This is a genomic window from Daejeonella sp. H1SJ63 (assembly GCF_029360775.1).
Lineage (GTDB): Bacteria > Bacteroidota > Bacteroidia > Sphingobacteriales > Sphingobacteriaceae > Daejeonella.
Window position 1 is genome coordinate 19,908 of the sequence record NZ_JARKMZ010000039.1, and the last position, 18,225, is coordinate 38,132.

The 18,225-nt window shown below is 39.1% G+C and carries 19 protein-coding genes and 1 tRNA gene; 15 read left to right on the plus strand and 5 right to left on the minus strand.

Translation table 11 applies throughout. The annotated features are described in order from the left end of the window. Positions 1-51: 51 nt before the first annotated feature. Positions 52-1,245, minus strand: coding sequence for an AIR synthase related protein (locus P2W72_RS13720; protein WP_276363594.1), 1,194 nt, complete (start codon positions 1,243-1,245; stop codon positions 52-54). Between the two features lie 114 nt (positions 1,246-1,359). Beyond that, complete coding sequence (locus P2W72_RS13725; RefSeq protein ID WP_276363595.1) at positions 1,360-3,534, minus strand: glutamine synthetase III; 2,175 nt, start codon at positions 3,532-3,534, stop codon at positions 1,360-1,362. 444 nt (positions 3,535-3,978) lie between these two features. Between P2W72_RS13725 and P2W72_RS13730 the strand changes: the two genes are divergently transcribed. The 4 genes from P2W72_RS13730 to fbp are packed head-to-tail and all read left to right on the plus strand — an operon-like array spanning position 3,979 to position 6,669. Beyond that, complete coding sequence (locus tag P2W72_RS13730) at positions 3,979-4,365, plus strand: VOC family protein (RefSeq protein ID WP_276363597.1); 387 nt, start codon at positions 3,979-3,981, stop codon at positions 4,363-4,365. A gap of 53 nt (positions 4,366-4,418) precedes the next feature. Beyond that, complete coding sequence (locus tag P2W72_RS13735) at positions 4,419-5,078, plus strand: methyltransferase (protein WP_276363600.1); 660 nt, start codon at positions 4,419-4,421, stop codon at positions 5,076-5,078. 4 nt (positions 5,079-5,082) lie between these two features. Further along, positions 5,083-5,577, plus strand: a complete 495-nt coding sequence (locus P2W72_RS13740; protein WP_276363603.1) for a metallophosphoesterase family protein — start codon at positions 5,083-5,085, stop codon at positions 5,575-5,577. 21 nt (positions 5,578-5,598) lie between these two features. Beyond that, positions 5,599-6,669 (plus strand): class 1 fructose-bisphosphatase, encoded by a 1,071-nt coding sequence (gene fbp / locus P2W72_RS13745; RefSeq protein ID WP_276363606.1) that lies wholly within the window; start codon positions 5,599-5,601, stop codon positions 6,667-6,669. On the opposite strand, the gene rnhA is transcribed toward fbp, so the two are convergent. Continuing rightward, a complete protein-coding gene (gene rnhA / locus P2W72_RS13750) occupies positions 6,666-7,133 on the minus strand; it encodes a ribonuclease HI (protein WP_276363609.1) in 468 nt (155 codons plus the stop codon). The two genes, fbp and rnhA, sit on opposite strands and share 4 nt — an antisense overlap. 22 nt (positions 7,134-7,155) lie before the next feature. Beyond that, positions 7,156-9,255, minus strand: a complete 2,100-nt coding sequence (locus P2W72_RS13755) for a cation-translocating P-type ATPase (RefSeq protein WP_276363611.1) — start codon at positions 9,253-9,255, stop codon at positions 7,156-7,158. Between the two features lie 296 nt (positions 9,256-9,551). On the opposite strand from P2W72_RS13755, the gene P2W72_RS13760 reads away from it, so the two are divergent. Together P2W72_RS13760 and P2W72_RS13765 are read left to right on the plus strand one after the other, a co-directional pair. After that, a tRNA-His gene (locus P2W72_RS13760) sits at positions 9,552-9,627 on the plus strand. A 105-nt stretch (positions 9,628-9,732) separates the two neighbouring features. Next, positions 9,733-9,972: a hypothetical protein gene (locus P2W72_RS13765; RefSeq protein ID WP_276363612.1), complete on the plus strand. Its 240-nt coding sequence runs from the start codon at positions 9,733-9,735 to the stop codon at positions 9,970-9,972. On the opposite strand, the gene P2W72_RS13770 is transcribed toward P2W72_RS13765, so the two are convergent. Next, positions 9,949-10,845 carry a helix-turn-helix transcriptional regulator gene (locus tag P2W72_RS13770; protein WP_276363614.1) on the minus strand — a complete coding sequence of 299 codons (897 nt, stop codon included), beginning with the start codon at positions 10,843-10,845 and terminating at the stop codon, positions 9,949-9,951. The genes P2W72_RS13765 and P2W72_RS13770 overlap by 24 nt on opposite strands. 168 nt (positions 10,846-11,013) lie before the next feature. Here P2W72_RS13770 and P2W72_RS13775 point away from each other — a divergent pair, with 168 nt between their 5' ends. The 9 genes from P2W72_RS13775 to P2W72_RS13815 all read left to right on the plus strand — a co-directional run bounded on the left by P2W72_RS13775 (position 11,014) and on the right by P2W72_RS13815 (position 17,917). Then, positions 11,014-11,325, plus strand: a complete 312-nt coding sequence (locus P2W72_RS13775; RefSeq protein WP_276363617.1) for a hypothetical protein — start codon at positions 11,014-11,016, stop codon at positions 11,323-11,325. A gap of 315 nt (positions 11,326-11,640) precedes the next feature. After that, positions 11,641-12,093, plus strand: coding sequence for a nuclear transport factor 2 family protein (locus P2W72_RS13780; RefSeq protein ID WP_276363620.1), 453 nt, complete (start codon positions 11,641-11,643; stop codon positions 12,091-12,093). A gap of 44 nt (positions 12,094-12,137) precedes the next feature. Beyond that, positions 12,138-12,617, plus strand: a complete 480-nt coding sequence (locus P2W72_RS13785) for a hypothetical protein (RefSeq protein ID WP_276363623.1) — start codon at positions 12,138-12,140, stop codon at positions 12,615-12,617. A 55-nt stretch (positions 12,618-12,672) separates the two neighbouring features. Continuing rightward, positions 12,673-13,779, plus strand: coding sequence for an alpha/beta fold hydrolase (locus P2W72_RS13790; protein ID WP_276363625.1), 1,107 nt, complete (start codon positions 12,673-12,675; stop codon positions 13,777-13,779). A 28-nt stretch (positions 13,780-13,807) separates the two neighbouring features. After that, the gene (locus P2W72_RS13795) at positions 13,808-14,434 is read left to right on the plus strand and encodes a flavodoxin (RefSeq protein WP_276363627.1); all 627 of its coding nucleotides are present in this window, start codon (positions 13,808-13,810) and stop codon (positions 14,432-14,434) included. 182 nt (positions 14,435-14,616) lie between these two features. Beyond that, entirely contained in the window at positions 14,617-15,336 is a 720-nt protein-coding gene (locus tag P2W72_RS13800) for a carboxymuconolactone decarboxylase family protein (RefSeq protein ID WP_276363630.1), read from the plus strand. A 51-nt stretch (positions 15,337-15,387) separates the two neighbouring features. Further along, positions 15,388-16,413: an alpha/beta hydrolase gene (locus tag P2W72_RS13805; RefSeq protein ID WP_276363633.1), complete on the plus strand. Its 1,026-nt coding sequence runs from the start codon at positions 15,388-15,390 to the stop codon at positions 16,411-16,413. Between the two features lie 7 nt (positions 16,414-16,420). Next, positions 16,421-16,906 carry a cupin domain-containing protein gene (locus tag P2W72_RS13810; protein WP_276363635.1) on the plus strand — a complete coding sequence of 162 codons (486 nt, stop codon included), beginning with the start codon at positions 16,421-16,423 and terminating at the stop codon, positions 16,904-16,906. A 15-nt stretch (positions 16,907-16,921) separates the two neighbouring features. Further along, positions 16,922-17,917 (plus strand): aldo/keto reductase, encoded by a 996-nt coding sequence (locus tag P2W72_RS13815; RefSeq protein WP_276363638.1) that lies wholly within the window; start codon positions 16,922-16,924, stop codon positions 17,915-17,917. Positions 17,918-18,225: the final 308 nt, after the last annotated feature.

An 18,225-nucleotide genomic window follows, 5' to 3' on the forward strand; every position in this document is an offset into this window, starting at 1 on the left:
AAAAAAGTCCTTCTGAATCAACTGAATAACTTTTTTGTGAATTAGCTTTGATCAGTTATACACAAACTCCCCAAATTCAGAACGGATTGTCACCTGTTTCTTATCTGAAGATTCAACCCGTCCGATAATTTGGGCGTCAACATTAAATTCCTTTGAAATTTTAATTATTTCGGAGGCAATGGCTTCAGGTATATAGAATTCCATTCTGTGACCCATATTGAAAACTTTATACATTTCTTTCCATTCCGTTTTTGATTGTTCCTGTATCAGATGGAAAAGCGGGGGTACCGGGAGCATGTTATCTTTAATGATGTGAAGATTATCAATAAAATGCAGAATTTTTGTTTGTGCACCTCCGCTGCAATGAACCATTCCGTGTATTTCTGAACGGTGCAGATCAAGAATTCTTTTGATAATCGGGGCATAGGTACGGGTAGGTGAGAGTACCAGCTTGCCTGCAGTAATGTTCAGTGCTTCATTAAATTCTGTTGCCGGAATGCTGATTGTATCAGTTAATTTTTTTGAACCTGAAAATAATAGTTCATACGGTACAGCAGGATCATAACTTTCAGGATATTTTTCAGCAATGTATTTATGGAACACATCATGCCTGGCAGAAGTCAGACCATTCGATCCCATACCTCCGTTGTATTCCTGCTCATAGTTTGCTTTGCCATAAGACGACAGACCTACGATGACATCGCCCGGACGTATTCTGTCATTAGAGATAATATCTGAACGCTTCATTCTGCAGGTTACAGTAGAATCGACAATAATTGTTCTTACTATATCGCCAACATCAGCTGTTTCACCCCCTGTTGAATAAATTCCAATACCAAGCTCTCTCAGTTCACTCAGAATTTCCTCAGTGCCATTAATTAGCTCTGCAATAACCTCACCCGGCACAAGGTTTTTATTTCTTCCTATAGTAGATGAAAGCAGAATATTGTCAGTAGCACCTACGCATAGCAAATCATCAAGATTCATGATAATTGCATCCTGAGCAATTCCTTTCCAGACAGACAGATCCCCTGTCTCTTTCCAGTAAACGTATGCTAATGAAGATTTAGTTCCTGCACCATCTGCATGCATAATATTGCAGTAGGCTTCATCTGAACCTAAAATATCGGGGATGATCTTGCAAAAAGCCTTAGGGAAAATACCCTTGTCTATATTTTTGATGGCATTGTGCACATCTTCTTTATCAGCAGAAACTCCGCGTAGGTTATATTTAAGGTCTGACATCGATGCAAAAATAGTACTTAGATACGAGATGTAATATAAAAGATATAAGATTTGGTATAAAACAAGAAAGTCCTGCCGAAGCAGGACTTTGATTTAACATTATAATTATGGAGATTATTTCATAAACAGCAGCTCTCTGAATTTTGGAAGAGGCCATTTTGAATCATCAACTAATTGCTCCAGTTTATCAACATGGTAGCGGATAGGCTCGAAATAAGATTTTACTTTTTCATCGTAAGCGATTGATTTTTCTCTTATATCTTCAATGTTATTAGCCTTTTTACGCTCATTTACCATTTCAATAACACTCTTTCTGATAAAGTTAACGTGTACAGAAATTTTCTTGATGATTTCAAGCTGAGCATCATAAGTTTCTTCACCCAATCCAAGTTCTTTCAAGCCTTTTACGTTTTGGATAAGTGTAGTCTGGTAATTAATTGCAGTAGGAATAATTACGTTGTCAGCCAGATCACCCATTACTCTGGCTTCAATCTGAAGTTTCTTGAAATATTCTTCAAGAAGGATCTCATGACGGGCATGTGATTCGCGTTTGCTGAATATTCCGGTTTCTTCGAATAATTTATCAGTTTTAGGATCAACTAAAATATCTAAAGCTTTTGGAGTGGTTTTGATATTAGACAGACCTCTCTTCGCTGCTTCCTGAGCCCATTCGTCGCTATATCCATTTCCTTCAAAGCGAATGTTTTTAGACTCTTTGATATAACGTTTGATTACCGTCATGATGGCCACATCCTTTTTCTCGCCTTTTTTGATCAGTTTGTCGACCTCTGTTTTGAATTTAATTAACTGATCACCAACAATTGTATTAAGGATAGTCATTGGATTTGCAGAGTTTGCAGATGAACCAACAGCACGTAACTCAAACTTATTGCCGGTAAAGGCCATCGGAGAGGTTCTGTTACGATCAGTATTATCCAGTAATATATGAGGTATTTTTGGAATATTAGCCCATAATGATGGCTCCTGCTTCATTTTGGATGTCACTCTTGATGTTTCTATATCATCAAGAAGGTCATTCAACTGAGATCCAAGGAACATGGAAATGATAGCCGGAGGAGCCTCATTTGCCCCAAGGCGGTGATCATTGTTTACAGAAGCAATTGATGCTCTTAAAAGATCTGCGTGTTCATAAACTGCTCTGATTGTATTTACAAAGAAGGTAAGGAACATCAGGTTGTTCTTCGGGGTCTTTCCAGGAGAAAGAAGGTTTTTTCCTGTATTTGTGATTAAAGACCAGTTATTATGTTTTCCTGAACCATTAATACCTGCATATGGTTTCTCATGTAAAAGCACCTTGAAATTATGTCTTCTGGCAACTTTGTCCATCAAATCCATTAATAGTGAGTTATGGTCGATAGCAAGGTTCATTTCTTCATACAAAGGAGCACATTCAAACTGAGAAGGAGCAACCTCATTATGTCTTGTTTTTAATGGAATGCCGAGTTTTACAGATTCAGTTTCCAGATCCTGCATATAAGCGATCACACGATCAGGGATTGAACCAAAATAATGATCGTCTAACTGTTGATTTTTTGCAGATAAATGTCCGAATAATGCTCTTCCTGTAAGGCTTAGGTCGGGTCTTGCATTAAATAATGCAAGATCTACCAGGAAATACTCCTGTTCAATACCGAGAGAGCTGTTAACCTTCTCAATACTTTTATCAAAATACTGTGCAACTGCAACAGCTGCTTTATCCATAAAATGAATAGCCTTTAATAAAGGCGCTTTATAATCTAAAGCCTCACCGGTATAAGAAACGAATACGGTAGGAATACATAAAGTTGTTCCGGTAACAAATGCCGGAGACGATGGATCCCATGCAGTATATCCGCGTGCCTCAAATGTGCTTCTTATTCCACCGTTAGGGAAACTTGAAGCATCCGGCTCCTGCTGAGCTAATGCATCACCCGAAAATTTTTCGATTCCCTGCCCATCTGATCCAGGCTCAAAGAAAGAATCATGCTTTTCAGCAGTGGTTCCTGTTAAAGGCTGAAACCAATGTGTATAGTGGGTAGCACCCTTGGCCATTGCCCATGATTTCATTGCTGTTGCAACCTGCTCAGAAATACCTCTGTCTATCGGACTTCCTGAATTAATAGATTCTATAATGCTGTTATAGGCCTCTTTCGATAAAGTGTCTTTCATCTTTTTTTGATCAAAGACATTGATACAATATAGTTCTGAAAGTTTGGATGGATGCGCTTTTACTTCAGGAGTAGTTCTTGAAAGCACTGCATTTAAAGCTTGAAATCTTAAAGATGACATCGTTTTTCTGATTAATTTGTTAAAACTTTTGTAAAAATAGTACTAAAATGAATAAAACAAGAAATTTTTGTTTAAAAATGAGTTAAAATTTAAAAATGAGTCAATTTTTGTCTGTATTTTTAATGATAAATTGAAAATCGATCCGGATTTTCATTAAAAATTGGAAATTGTTTCGTTTGTTCCTGAATTTTAATCGCAGATAGCAAGTTGGTATCCTGTATATAATTAAGCTGCCGGGCAGGCTTAGTATAAATAGGGTATGTTTTATATCATACAGGGTTAATTAAAACAACATCTGTACAGATTTTCAGTCTTTTTTCTACTTTTGAGAAATCTCAGATTAATGCATTAGCCGGAATCCCCAGGTGCTTTTTAAATAGATAGTATGCGACGAAAATTTGTCGCGATTGATGAGCATTTAATAATATTTCGATACAATTGAATATGAAACTTAAGAAAATTCATCATATAGCTGTGATTTGTTCAGATTATACAGCTTCGAAGGTTTTTTATACTGAAATTTTGGGCTTAAAGATTATAAGTGAAGTGTACAGAGAGGAAAGGAAATCATTCAAGCTCGATCTGTCACTGAATGGAGATTACCAGATTGAATTGTTTTCATTTCCTGCATCACCACCCCGCCCTTCTTTTCCGGAAGCATGTGGTCTCAGACATCTGGCATTTGAGATAGATGATATTAATTCTGCTGTTGCAGAATTGAAAATTAAGGGGATTCCAGTGGAAGCTGTCAGGACCGATGAATATACTGGCAAAAAGTTTTTCTTTTTTTCTGATCCTGACGGACTGCCTATTGAATTATATGAAAGTTAATGTCGGATATTTTTCATTTTAAGCAATTTAGCATCAATCAGAAAAACTGTGCGATGAAAGTAAATACAGATGGTGTTTTACTTGCTGTATTATGCAATTCATTCAAGCCTTCCAGAATTCTGGATATCGGAACAGGTACCGGCCTGATTTCGTTAATGCTGGCGCAAAGATTTGATCACGCAAAGATTGATGCCGTGGAAATAGATGAATCAGCTGCAGCGACTGCCGGGATGAATTTCGGAAATTCAAAATTTTCATCAAATCTTAAAATTATTAGCTCTTCGATCGGGGATTATTTTATGAACAGCAATGAAAGTTATGATATGATTGTATCTAACCCTCCGTTTTTTATTAATTCATTAAGATCAGATAGTCCGAAGAAGGATGTGGCAAGGCATACAGATATTGATTTTTTTGAAACTATTCTGAATAGTTCTGAATCTCATTTAACAGAGAATGGATCCTTGTGGTTGATTTTACCTTTGGATACTTCTCAAATGATAAAAATGATAAAAACTTCAAAGGGGTCTATCAGGCTTCAAAATGAAATATTGATCAGCTCATTTTCAGATTCAGTACCCCACAGAAGTGTATTAAAATTTGGTTTTGGAGGTGCTGAAGCCTTAGTACAAAATTTTGTGATTTATGAGAAACAGGGGGTGTATTCAAATGAATATCGTGAACTTTTAAGCGATTTTTTCACAATTTTCTGAGTATATGACTCGTATAGGATTGATATCGGATACACACGGATTCCTTGATGATGCTGTTTTTAGCCATTTTGATAAATGTGATGAGATCTGGCATGCTGGTGATTTTGGCACCATTGAACTTGCAGACAAGCTGAGTGCATTTAAGCCACTAAAAGGGGTGTATGGTAATATAGATGGCCGGGATATAAGATTGGCTTTTCCTGAGAATCTCAGATTCACCTGCGAGGCAACTGATGTTTGGATAACTCATATCGGCGGTTATCCCGGAAAGTATGACCTGCGGATACGTGAGGAGATCAATCGCAATCCACCTGCCTTATTTATCTCCGGACATTCGCATATACTTAAAGTAATGTATGATAAAAAATTGCATTGTTTACACTTAAATCCTGGAGCAGCCGGAATGCAGGGGTGGCAAAAAGTTCGTACATTGCTTAGATTTTGCATTTCAGAAGAAAAAATTCATACCTTAGAAGCCATAGAATTGGCAATAAGATAATGTATAAAGTACACTAAGTATATGCAGGGCGTTTTAACACTGGGACAATTTATTATTGAGAAGCAAAGTGACTTCCCATATGCAAAAGGAGAGTTATCCAGATTATTAAGAGATATAGGAATCGCCGCAAAAATTGTAAACCGGGAGGTGAATAAAGCGGGTCTGATGGATATTCTTGGAGATGTTGGTACGATTAATATACAGGGTGAATCTCAGAAGAAATTAGATGTTTTTGCCAATGAGCAGTTTATTTCAGCTTTGAAGAGCGGGGGGGAGTGTTGTATTGTTGCGTCGGAGGAGAATGATGATTTTGTTTATATTGATGGTGAAGTCTCCAAAAATGCTAAATATATCGTCGCTATTGATCCCCTGGATGGATCATCAAATATTGATGTTAATGTTGCTGTGGGTACTATCTTTTCTATTTACAGACGTAAATCTGTTAATGGGAAAGCCAATCTTTCAGATGTACTTCAGAAAGGCACAGAGCAGGTTGCTGCAGGTTATGTGATATACGGATCTTCAACCATGCTGGTATATACCACAGGAAAAGGGGTAAATGGTTTCACTCTTGATCCTTCAATCGGAGAGTTCTGCCTTTCTCATCCAAAGATGAAAATTCCGCAGGACGGTACGATTTATTCAATAAATGAAGGGAATTATGTTCATTTTCCTGATGGAGTGAAAAAATATCTGAAGTATTGTCAGGTTGAAGATAATAAAACTTCAAGGCCATATACGTCCCGTTATATTGGTTCAATGGTTGCGGATATTCATCGTAATATGATTAAGGGAGGAATTTTTATCTATCCAACTACGTCCAGCGCTCCAAATGGAAAGCTTCGCCTTGTTTATGAATGTAATCCGATGGCCTTTATTATAGAGCAGGCGGGAGGGCGTGCTACCGACGGATTTGAAAGAATTCTTAATAAAGACGTAAGCTCTCTTCACCAGCGTTCAGCAATATTTATTGGTTCAGAGAATATGGTACTGAAAGTAGAAGAGCTGATGCAGGAATATTCATCTCAAAGTCCCGAGCAGAAAGCAGAAGCCAGACTTGAAAATTTAGGTATAGTTGGCGGAGTTGATTAGATATTAAGTTTCAATTCCTCTCTTTCAAAATAAGTATCAATCAGCAAATCTTTTTTTTGTGCTGCCATAACAGCCAGCTCGTCACAGCGTTCATTTTCAGGATGGCCATTATGGCCTTTTACCCATGTAAAGCGAACCTGATGTAATTTATACACATCCAGAAACCTTAGCCAGAGATCCTTGTTCTTTTTATTTTTAAAGCCTGTTTTTAGCCAGTTGAATAACCATTTTTTTTCAACTGAATCTATGATGTATTTAGAATCCGAAAAAATCATAATCTGCTGACCGGCCAGCTTTATGCTCTCAAGTCCGCAAATTACCGCCATCAGCTCCATTCTGTTATTGGTAGTTTTACGGTAGCCCTCCGACAATTCCTTATAATGCTTACCTGAACGTAGTATTACTCCATAACCACCCGGACCCGGATTGCCGCTTGATGCCCCGTCAGTAAATATTTCTATCATGAAAAATGCATTTATGGCGCAATTATACTGATTTAGTTTTTAAGCGGATAGAGTTTCCGATAACAATTACATCTGAAAATGCCATTGCAAGTGCTCCCACCATTGGATTAAGAAAGCCCAATGCAGCTACAGGAATTGCAACAATGTTATAGAAAAATGCCCAGAAGAGATTTTGTTTGATGGTTAACAAGGTATGCCTTCCAATTCTCAGCATTTTATCAATAGCTACAAGGTCGTTTTTAAGCAGGATAACCTCAGCAGATTGAATGGCAATCTGACTTGAATTACTCATTGAAATACCAACATCTGAACTGGTCAGTGCCGGTGCATCATTAATGCCGTCGCCAACCATAGCCGTTTTCCCTTCAGTTTTGAACTGCTCAATAATTTTTAGTTTCTGATCGGGTAAAGTTTCAGCAAATATTTTTTCAATGCCTAATTCCCTGCCAAGGTCTTCGCATTTCTTTTTCTGATCACCACTAAGCAGCACGGGTATAATACCAGTTTTTTTGAGATTGCTGATTAATTGATAAGCATCAGGCTTTATTTCATCCTCAATGGCTATTTTCGCAACTAGTTTTTCATTCATTTTGAGAAATAAGCTGAAATCTCCGCTTTCCTCTCCCTGATTAAGAATTTGAACTGAGCCAAATTGATAGACATTCCCTTCAGAGTCAGTGCCTGTCATTCCAAGTCCCTTTTCTTCTGAAATTTTGGTGAAAATGATCTTTTCAGTTTGTTTGCTGCTTAGTTCATTAACCAGTGAACGTGCAATGGGATGGTTTGAGTATGCTTCAATTCCTGATATGATGGCTTCTGTCTTTTCTTGACCTAAAGAATCACATTGCATGGATTTGATCCTGAATTTACCGGTGGTTAATGTTCCGGTTTTGTCAAAAACCATATATTTTAGTCGGGCAATTTCTTCAATGGTATTTCCACCCTTAATTAATATCCCATTTTTAGCAGCTCTTCCAAGTCCGACCATAACTGCAGTAGGAGTGGCAAGCCCCATTGCACAGGGGCAGGAGATGACAAGTACCGCAATTGAGTTTAACATGGCTTTCTGAAAATCAGTATCAAATACATAGTAAGCCATCAGGAAGGTTAGTATTGCAATGCCAACAACAACAGGAACAAATATTGCAGCTACCTTATCACCAAGTTTTTGAATTTCAGGTTTAGCCGCCTGTGCTCTTTTCATAAGTTCTATAATCTGAGCAAGTATGGTATGTTTTCCGGTTTTTGTTACAAGTATTTGGATGCTTCCTTTTTCAATAAGCGTTCCGCCGATTGCCTGATCATATTTGGATTTCTCAACAGGAAGACTTTCGCCTGTTAGCATCGCCTCATTTACTGAAGCTTCTCCCCAGATTATATCCCCGTCAGCAGGAATTTTATCACCGGTATTGATCACAAGAACATCTCCGGGAAGTATTTCTGCAGAATTTATTTCAATAATTTTACCATTCAATAATTTTTTGGCTTTCAATTCCTGAAATTTCATAAGGTCTCTGACTGCAGAAGTTGTTTGAGTAACTGACCGCTTTTCAAGTACATTTCCAAGCAGAACAAGAGATATGATCGTTGCTGTTGTTTCATAAAAAAGGAAATCCGGACCCAGATTATTTATCGTGCCATAAAGGCTGTAAAAAAATGCTGCACTTGATCCAATGAAAATCAGTACATCCATATTTGGGATTCCATTTTTCAGAGAGTTAATTGCGCTTTTGCCAAAATGGATACAGCTCAAAATGAATACAGGAATGCATAGAGCCAGTTGTACTTCAGCTTGATGCAACCAATGGAATGGCAGAAACATATGTGAGAAAAGCGGTATACTGAACAAGAGGCTGAAATAAAATTTATTTTCAATCTTTTCGTAAAATTTTTCTCTGATCGGTATGCTCTCTTCACTTACTTTATATCCCAGTCCTTCAATATCTTTGATAATTAATGAGGTACCTGAAGGGTCATTGGTGCGGAATTTAACTTCGTCGTTTGCAAAATCAACATACACATCCTTCATGCCCTTTTTTTCCAGAAGTTTATGTACAGAAAGTGCACAATTATTGCAATGCATTCCGCTTACCTGCAGTTCAATTAACTCTTCATTTTCCATATTCAGCCTACTAACTCTAACAAATTTAAGATTATATACAGCTAAATTTAACAGGGCAGGAATTTAATGGGATTTAGATGACTATTGCCCTGAAGTGATTGTGATATCAGTTCTTGATTATAGTGTTCTGATAATCAGGAAAGAGGAATCAGGAATGAAGATCAGTTAACAGATTAAATTCTTTTTTATCCCATATTCCGGTCTGAAGAATTCCTTAAGCCTGAAAAAACATTTTAATTCTTCCGAAAAAATTTGCAAAACATTGCTAAATGCTTACTTTTGCAGTCACAAAAAACGGTGGATGTAGCTCAGTTGGTTAGAGCATCGGTTTGTGGTGCCGAGGGTCGTGGGTTCGAGCCCCATCTTCCACCCCGTTTATAAAAGCAGCTTTGAAAAAGGGCTGCTTTTTTGTTTTATCCATTCCTGAAAGATATTTATTTTCATTATGTTTTGCATATACCACAATAGCAAACTACTATGGAGCTCATTTTAAAATCAAATAAGGAGGAGAGTCTTGCGAAGATTATTGCTTTAGCTAAGAAGTTAAATGTGGTGATTGAAAGGAAGAATACTGACTTTAATAAGACTGCAAGGGTTAATCTCAAAAGCCGCATTCTTAATTTCAAAGCCGCATCGCCTTCTTCTTTTGGTGATGCAGCAGAATGGGAACAACGCCAACGTTCAGATCGTGAGTCAATTAAGCGTTCGAAATTCTAAAGGTGTATACCCCACACGTTGCTTAAACAGCCGTGTGAAATGTTGTGGATATTTAAATCCTAATTCGAATGCAATTTGGCTGACGGTCTTGCTTGTATCAAATATCCTCTCTTTAGCCAGGTCAATTAGTTTGGATTGTATATATTCCTGTGCTGTTTTGCCGGTTTCTTTCTTTACCATATCGCCAAAATAGTTTGGAGATAGGTTGAGTTTATCCGCACAATAGGCAACAGAGGGCAGTCCTACCATCTGAGGCCTTTCAGACTGGAAGTACTCATTCAGCAAGCTTTCAAACTTTTCCAGAATACCGTGATGTACATGATCACGAGTTACAAACTGGCGGTCATAAAAACGGACACAATAGTCCAGAAGTAATTCTATATTGGATACAATAAGTCTTTTGCTGTGCTTATCGATAGCCCGTTCCAGTTCGTACTCAATTTTCAACAAGCAATCCAATACGATCTTCCTTTCGCGTTCAGATAAATGCAAGGCTTCGTTTGATTGATAACTGAAGAAAGTATAGTCCTGTATATGCTTTCCGAGGGCGGTGCCATAAATTAAATCTGGATGAAATACAAGTGCGTAACCTTTAGGTTGATAGGTCTCGCCCTTACTGTTAACGCCGGCCACTTGTCCGGGTGCCAGAAAGACTAATGTTCCTTCCTGATAATCATACGTGTTTCTACCATATATCATGTCACCACATTTCACATCTTTTAAAAAGATGGTGTAGAAGCCAAAGTACATACGGGAACCTTGTCTCGGAGCCGCCTTAGAGAGATCAACCACACTTACCAAAGGATGCAATGTCTCATTGTTATTAAAGGCATTGTATTGAGTTATCGTCTCAAATCGTCTCATGTCTTCCATATTATTCTCTCTTATTTACTCAAAAGTAAGGCTTCTACCCACATATTTTCTTATCAGGATTAACAGATCAGTAATATTGGTACACATTACCGTAATCCATATACAAGGTATAAGAAATTTCGGTTGGAACTTTGTTGTATATTGAAAGACAACTACTTAAAGAATGTTATGAACAGTATGGTTTTAAATAATGATGTAAAAATGCCCATGCCGGGATTTGGCGTTTCCCGGGTAACAGATCCGGAAGAGTGTGAGAGAAGTGTATTTGATACCATTAACACTGGCTTATATACGATGCATCAGCTGTATGGCGATGTGTATGTAGGACTTGTACAAAGTAGGACGGTTCAGAGCCATATTGTTAGCAACTTCAATACCGATAGACTTAAAGACTTAATCGTTCAAAGCGAAATTGTCCCTGCAGTTAATCAAATTGAAACACCCCCCTTCCACCAGCAACCGGAAACTCAAAGAGGATAATAAGGTACAATTTGAATCCTTGGAATCTTTACGGAAGGTAAAAACAACCTGTTTCAGAATGATTTGTTGCTTTTAACAGGAATGAAGTACAGCAAAACAATTGTCCGGATCGTACTTCGGTGGATGACATAAAGGAGGTATCGTTGCCATTCCAAAATCTGTTCGTAAGGAATAGATGGAAGAAAAACCTCAATATATTCGATTTTGAATCAAATCGCTTGATACGAAGAAGAGTAGCTTCTTCGACCATCCTGATCCTGCAATGGTGAAATGGTTGGGTGAAATAAAATATGAAACTTAAAACGTGAGACTAATATGAAATTATCAATTCCAAAATTGTGTTTATTACTGATATCTTTTTCAGGACTCGGCGCACAAGCACAAACTGCTCTAAATACACAAGCCGAACAAGAGCTTATTAATCTCTCTAAAGAGAAGTGGCGCTGGATGTCAGAGAAAAAGGTCGATACACTGGCGGCTCTCTTCCATGAAAAGGCAGTCTTTGTTCACATGGGAGGCACTATGAACAAAGATAGGGAACTTAATACCATTAAAAGTGGAGGAATTCACTACAAACAAGCAGATATCCAGGAGACATCTGTGCAATTAATTGGCAATACAGCAATCCTCTTAAGCCGACTTCGCCTGTTAGCGGTTGTAGGTGGCAATGAAGTCACAAATCCTTTTGTAGTTACCGAAGTGTATGTGAGGCAGGACGGTAAATGGACCTTAGGCTCAATGTCGTTCACCAGGCTGCTTGGACAGTAGTTTTTTGAATGCTGCGACAGAAATGTGACCTTAGTAATATTATCATGGAAGACTCCATAAATAAAAAGACAAATTCAGGTTTAAACCATCGCAAACTTCTTAAATCGGGACTTGCACTTGCAGCAATGTTATCATCAGCCTGCAAAGTGCCGATGATGTCTGCTACCGCAGGCGCCTCTTCCAATCGGTATGGGAGCCAAGTAAAAGGACGGCATAAGCCTGGAACACCGGAAGTTTCCAGTGTAGGTCCCGGCGTTCATTACATGAGCCGAAAGTACGCAACTGAAGTTCCTTCCCGGCCTGAAATGCAAAATATTATCCGGACGGCTTTCGACCATGACTCCATTTTTTACGATGCAGCCGGAGCCTATAGTCTTATTGAGGTAGAACATGGCATCGCACCTTTTCGGGACAAAGTAGTTATTACGTCTAAGTTTGGCTGGAACATTGATTTAAATACCGGCCAGCGTCTTCCGAAGGCAGTGCTTCAATGTCCAGGTGTTGTAGTGCCATCAAAAAAGTAATAGAGAAAATAGATTGTTGTTATTCAAACGCTTGTATTTGTAAAGTCATTTAATCATGAAAAAATCAGAAATCATAAATCGGAAGATATTCTTTGTTTCTATATCACTCGCGGTTTCAATTCTCATTTCTGCATGTGCTGTAACCAGAACCGGCAATAACACAGAAGCGTTGGTAATACAGAGCCAAGGCAGCTTTGCAGTCGGAGGAACAAAAGTTACTGCACCGGGGAACTTCGATTTAAATAATGCTTTAAAACCTCAGGGACAAACTATTCACGGTGACCATGCTTATGCTTTTTATCAGATTCCGGTAAAAGCCCGTAAATATTCTTTAGTTTTCCTGCATGGGGCCGGACAGTCCAAAAAAACATGGGAAACAACACCCGATGGAAGAGAGGGATTTCAGAATATTTTTCTGAGACGGGGCTTTGGCGTTTATCTGCTTGACCAACCCAGACGTGGCGAGGCCGGGAAGAGTACCGTAGCAGCAACGATAACTCCAACTCCCGACGAACAGTTTTGGTTCACCCAATTCAGAATTGGCAACTACCCCAATTACTATCCGAATGTTGAGTTTCCAAAAGATTCTGTATCCCTTGAACAGTTTTTCAGGCAAATGACCCCCAATACAGGCAATTTTGATGCGGCTATTGTTTCGGATGCTGTTTCACAATTATTTGATAAAATAGGACAGGGAATCCTGGTTACTCATTCACAAGGCGGTGGTCCCGGCTGGCTTACAGCTATTAAAAATGACAAAATTAAAGCTGTAGTGGCTTACGAGCCATATAGTGGGTTCGTATTTCCGCAAGGTGAGCTGCCCCAACCAATAATGTCATCAGGACTTTTTGGCGGGTTGAAAGGAGTGGAAATACCCCTGGCCGATTTCGTCAAGCTAACCCGAAAACCAATCATTATTTATTACGGAGATAACATCGCCCTGGAACCAAATAAAGTATGGAATGAAGACCATTGGCGTTCGGGCCTCGAAATGGCAAGAATGTGGGCTGCTACAATCAATAAGTATGGTGGCGATGCAACGGTAGTACATTTGCCAGAGATTGGAATAAAAGGCAATACGCACTTTCCTTTTTCTGATTTGAACAATATTGAAATAGCTGATCAGTTATCAAAATGGTTAGAAGTGAAGAGGTTAGACTAATTTAAAATATTAAAGTGATTTCTCAACTATGAAAAAGGAAGCTCTGCTAATATGCTTGCTGATAGTAAATTGTATGTTTTCAGTATGTGCAAATCCACAAAATTCGTCAGTGAGTAAAGCGGCTAAACCGTCAACAGATAAAAAAATCCTGATCGTGTATTTATCCCGCACGAATAATACAAAAGCAGTTGCCGAAATCATTCATAACAATGTTGGCGGGAATTTGGTGGGATTGGAATTGCAAAATCCTTATCCTGAGGATTATAAGACGACTGTGGACCAAGTGGCAAAAGAAGGTGCCACAGGATTTTTGCCGCCCCTTAAAACGAAGATTAGCAGTATTGATCAATATGATGTGGTGTTTGTAGGCTTTCCTACCTGGGGCATGCAATTGCCGCCGCCAATGAAAAGCTTTCTAAAGCAGTATAATCTAAGCGGTAAAACTATAATCCCTTTTAATACTCATGCAGGCTATGGGATCGGCAGCACGTTTCAAACCGTAAAGGAGTTATGCCCGAACAGTAAAATTTTGGAAGGGTTCTCAACAAAAGGGGGAATAGAAAGAGACGGTATTTTATTCGTGATGGAGGGAGAAAAAGAAAAGCAGGTGCAGGTTGAGGTACAAAATTGGTTGAAGAAAATAGGTTTGCTTTAATGATAGTTCGAAACCCATGTCTTAGGTAGATGGAACATCGGTACCTGGTGCGGCCAATTCATCGGATAAGTAATTTTGGTAGCAATAACCGTAATCCTTATACCAATTGCCTGACTTTCAACTCCGACTTTTGTATTATACTCTTCAATTAAGAAAAACGTATAGTAACCGGCAATATAAAAATGAGCAGACTCTTAACATTGATACTCTTCGCAGTGGTAATTATTACGACCTCTGTAAACGCCCAAACGCAAACCGATCAAGGATTAAGTAATAAATACCAGGCTATTGTTCGCATTGCGGCTGTTACTGCTAAAGGTGATTTGTCAAAGCTAAAAACTGAATTAGTTGCAGGGCTTGAGGCGGGCTTGACCGTTAATCAGATAAAGGAAGCTATTGTTCATCTCTATGCCTACTCAGGGTTTCCCCGCAGTATTCGCGGATTGCAAACTTTTATGAGCGTATTAGATGAACGGAAAGCCAGAGGCATTAATGATATAATAGGTGCTGAAGCGTCGCCAGTTAATGATGAACGCAGCAAATACGACCGTGGTAAAGCAATACTGGCAAAATTAACTGGCGTACCTGAGATGGGACCGAAAACCGGGTATTCAGCATTTGCACCTCAAATAGAGATATTCCTTAAAGAGCATCTTTTCGCCGATATTTTTGAACGGGATGTGCTGACGTATGCTGAACGGGAATTGGCGACTGTATCGGTACTCAGCAGTATCGGTGGGGTGGAACCTATGTTACAATCGCATCTGAGAATCTGCCTCAATCTAGGCTTGACACCGCAGCAATTGCATCAATTCGTGGGACTTATCAAAGAGACGATCGGCAAAAAAGAAGCTAAAGCTGTGCAGAAGGTTCTGGACGAAATTCTGAATAATAAGAAGTAATATTTTAAGTATTCAAACCATGAAAAGTTATCGTTAATAATCGCATTCACAATGACATTATCAGCTATAGATACGCCAGATTCACAATCTACTCAAAAGGCACAACAAAACCCCTATACACTAGTATACGAAGGAGCTATAACCCAAAATGAAAAAGGAAAATTAAACATCCATCCCGTAACCTATAAGCTGAACGGGATAGATATCTCGGCTAATGTTTACACACCGGCAAATTACGATGCGTCAAAGAAATATCCGGCAGTGGTGGTTGCACACCCTAACGGTGGTATAAAAGAACAGACAGCCGGGCTATATGCGCAGCGTTTGGCAGAGGTGGGTTATATAACCATTGCTGCCGATGCTGCATACCAGGGAGCAAGCGGCGGAGAGCCGCGTCATACGGATAAACCTGCATGCCGTATTGAAGATATTCATGGAATGGCTGACTTTATTACTCAATACGCAGGGGTAGATGCGAACCGTTTGGGTGTTTTAGGTATCTGTGGTGGCGGTGGCTATACTTTAAAAGCGGCCCAATCGGACAAAAGGTTTAAAGCCGTTGCAACCTTGAGTATGTTTAATTCAGGTGAGGTAAGACGTAATGGCTTTCAGAATTCCGGATTAGCTACAATTCAGGAGCGTTTAAAGCAAGCTACAGATGCCCGGGCGCAAGAAGCTGCAGGTGGTGAAATGATTTATGCAGGTGTGGCGAGCATAACAGATGAAGAAATCGCTAAAATCCCAACTGATCTATATCGTGAAGGATACGTGTACTATTATAGAACCCATGCACATCCAAATTCAACCTTTATATACACCAAAAGCAGCCTGCTCGATTTAATGACCTGGGATGCCGCTACTAATATGGATCTGATCAATCAACCCTTGTTGATGATTGCTGGAAGTAAAGCCGATACAAAATATATGACAGATGAAGCATTTCGCAAAGCAACCAATGCAAAAAACAAGGAATTATTTCTGATTGATGGGGCTACTCACGTACAATGCTACTGGAAGCCCGGGTATGTATCGCAAGCCATAAATAAATTGTTGAACTTTTATCAAACCAACCTTTAAATTTAGAATGATGAACCTTAAAAACATAGCTATAATATACCTTTTTGGAGTTTTGGCATTTTCTTGTAAACAACAAAACAAAGCAGAAAGCAGCAAAGAAGAAGGAGAGCTGATTTTTGCAAGAGGGGAAATGATAAACAATGAAAATTTTACCGGTACTGCCTGGCTAAATAATTTGGTACAGGCAGATAGTGTCAATCAGATTGCAGCAGGAAGTGTAACCTTTGAACCAGGGGCGAGAACTAAATGGCACTTGCATCCCGCTGGACAGATTATATTAGCCTTAGAGGGTGTAGGATACTATCAGGAGAAAGGAAAGGGGAAAGTCATTATAAAAAAAGGTGAAGTGGTAAAATGCCCGGCTGATATCCCTCATTGGCATGGCGCAAGCGCTGATACTGCATTCATTCAGATCGCTATTACAGGAAGAGAAAAAGGAGAGACAGTTTGGCTGGAAAGGGTAACTGATGACGAATATAACAGCATTAAATAGCTAATCTAAATAATCATGGAAAGACGACAATTGGGAAACAGCAGCCTCGAAGTTTCGGCTCTCGGTTTGGGCTGTATGGGAATGAGCTTCGGTTATGGGCCAGCTCACAACAAGCAGGAAATGATTGCACTTATTCGCAAGGCTTTTGAATTAGGTGTAACTTTTTTTGATACCGCAGAGATCTACGGTCCGTTTACTAATGAAGAATTAGTAGGCGAAGCACTTTCGCCATTTCGGAACGAGGTGGTAATTGCAACAAAGTTTGGTTTTGAACCAGCTATACCAGAAGAAACGAATTGGAGCGGATTAAATAGCAGGCCTGAACATATCAGAAAAGCTGTTGAAGGATCACTACAACGATTGAAAACAGATGTAATCGATTTGTATTATCAACATCGGGTAGATCCCATGGTTCCCATAGAAGACGTTGCAGGAACTGTGAAAGATCTAATCAATGAGGGAAAAGTAAAGCACTTTGGCCTTTCTGAGTCCGGAGCCGAAACAATTCGTCGCGCTCATGCCGTACATCCTGTCGCTGCTCTCCAAAGTGAATATTCCTTGTGGTGGAGAGAGCCCGAGAAGGAAATCATTCCCCTTCTGGAAGAATTGGGAATTGGTTTCGTTCCCTTTAGTCCGCTGGGAAAAGGTTTTCTGACCGGGGCTATAAATGAGAATACGAAGTTTGATAGCACTGACTTCCGGAATGTGGTTCCTCGTTTCAGCGAAGAAAACAGGAAGGCAAATCAGGCTTTAGTCGACCTTCTAAGCAATATAGCCAAACAGCAAAATGCTACATCTGCGCAAATAGCACTTGCCTGGTTACTTGCACAAAAGCCCTGGATTGCTCCAATACCAGGCACAACAAAGGCGTATCGTCTGGAAGAAAACCTTGGGGCGGCTGAAATTAAGTTATCTGAAAACAATCTTAAAGAGATTGAAGAAGCAGTTTCGGGAGTGGAAGTACAGGGAGCCCGATATCCTGAACATTTGCAAAAACGAGTCGGGCGATAAGGCTTATTGTTAACAAACTAAAGATAAGGAGATAATTCAGCAAATATGTCATACAGTTGTTGCGGGGATTAAAATCCGCATAATGGGTAAATTGGTCTACATAGTGGGAAGTTTGATTTTTTGACATCCTATTTTTGCAGATATTTTCTGTAATTGTTAAGTGGCATATAATTTGTTAATGAATAATTGCCCCCAAAGGGCATGTTTTTCATAGGTAGATGTAGGGTCGAGTACTTGTTATTCGGCCCTTTTTTATTAAAAATTTAGCCTTAAATAACATTATCAAACCATCATGATTTTGCTAAAAC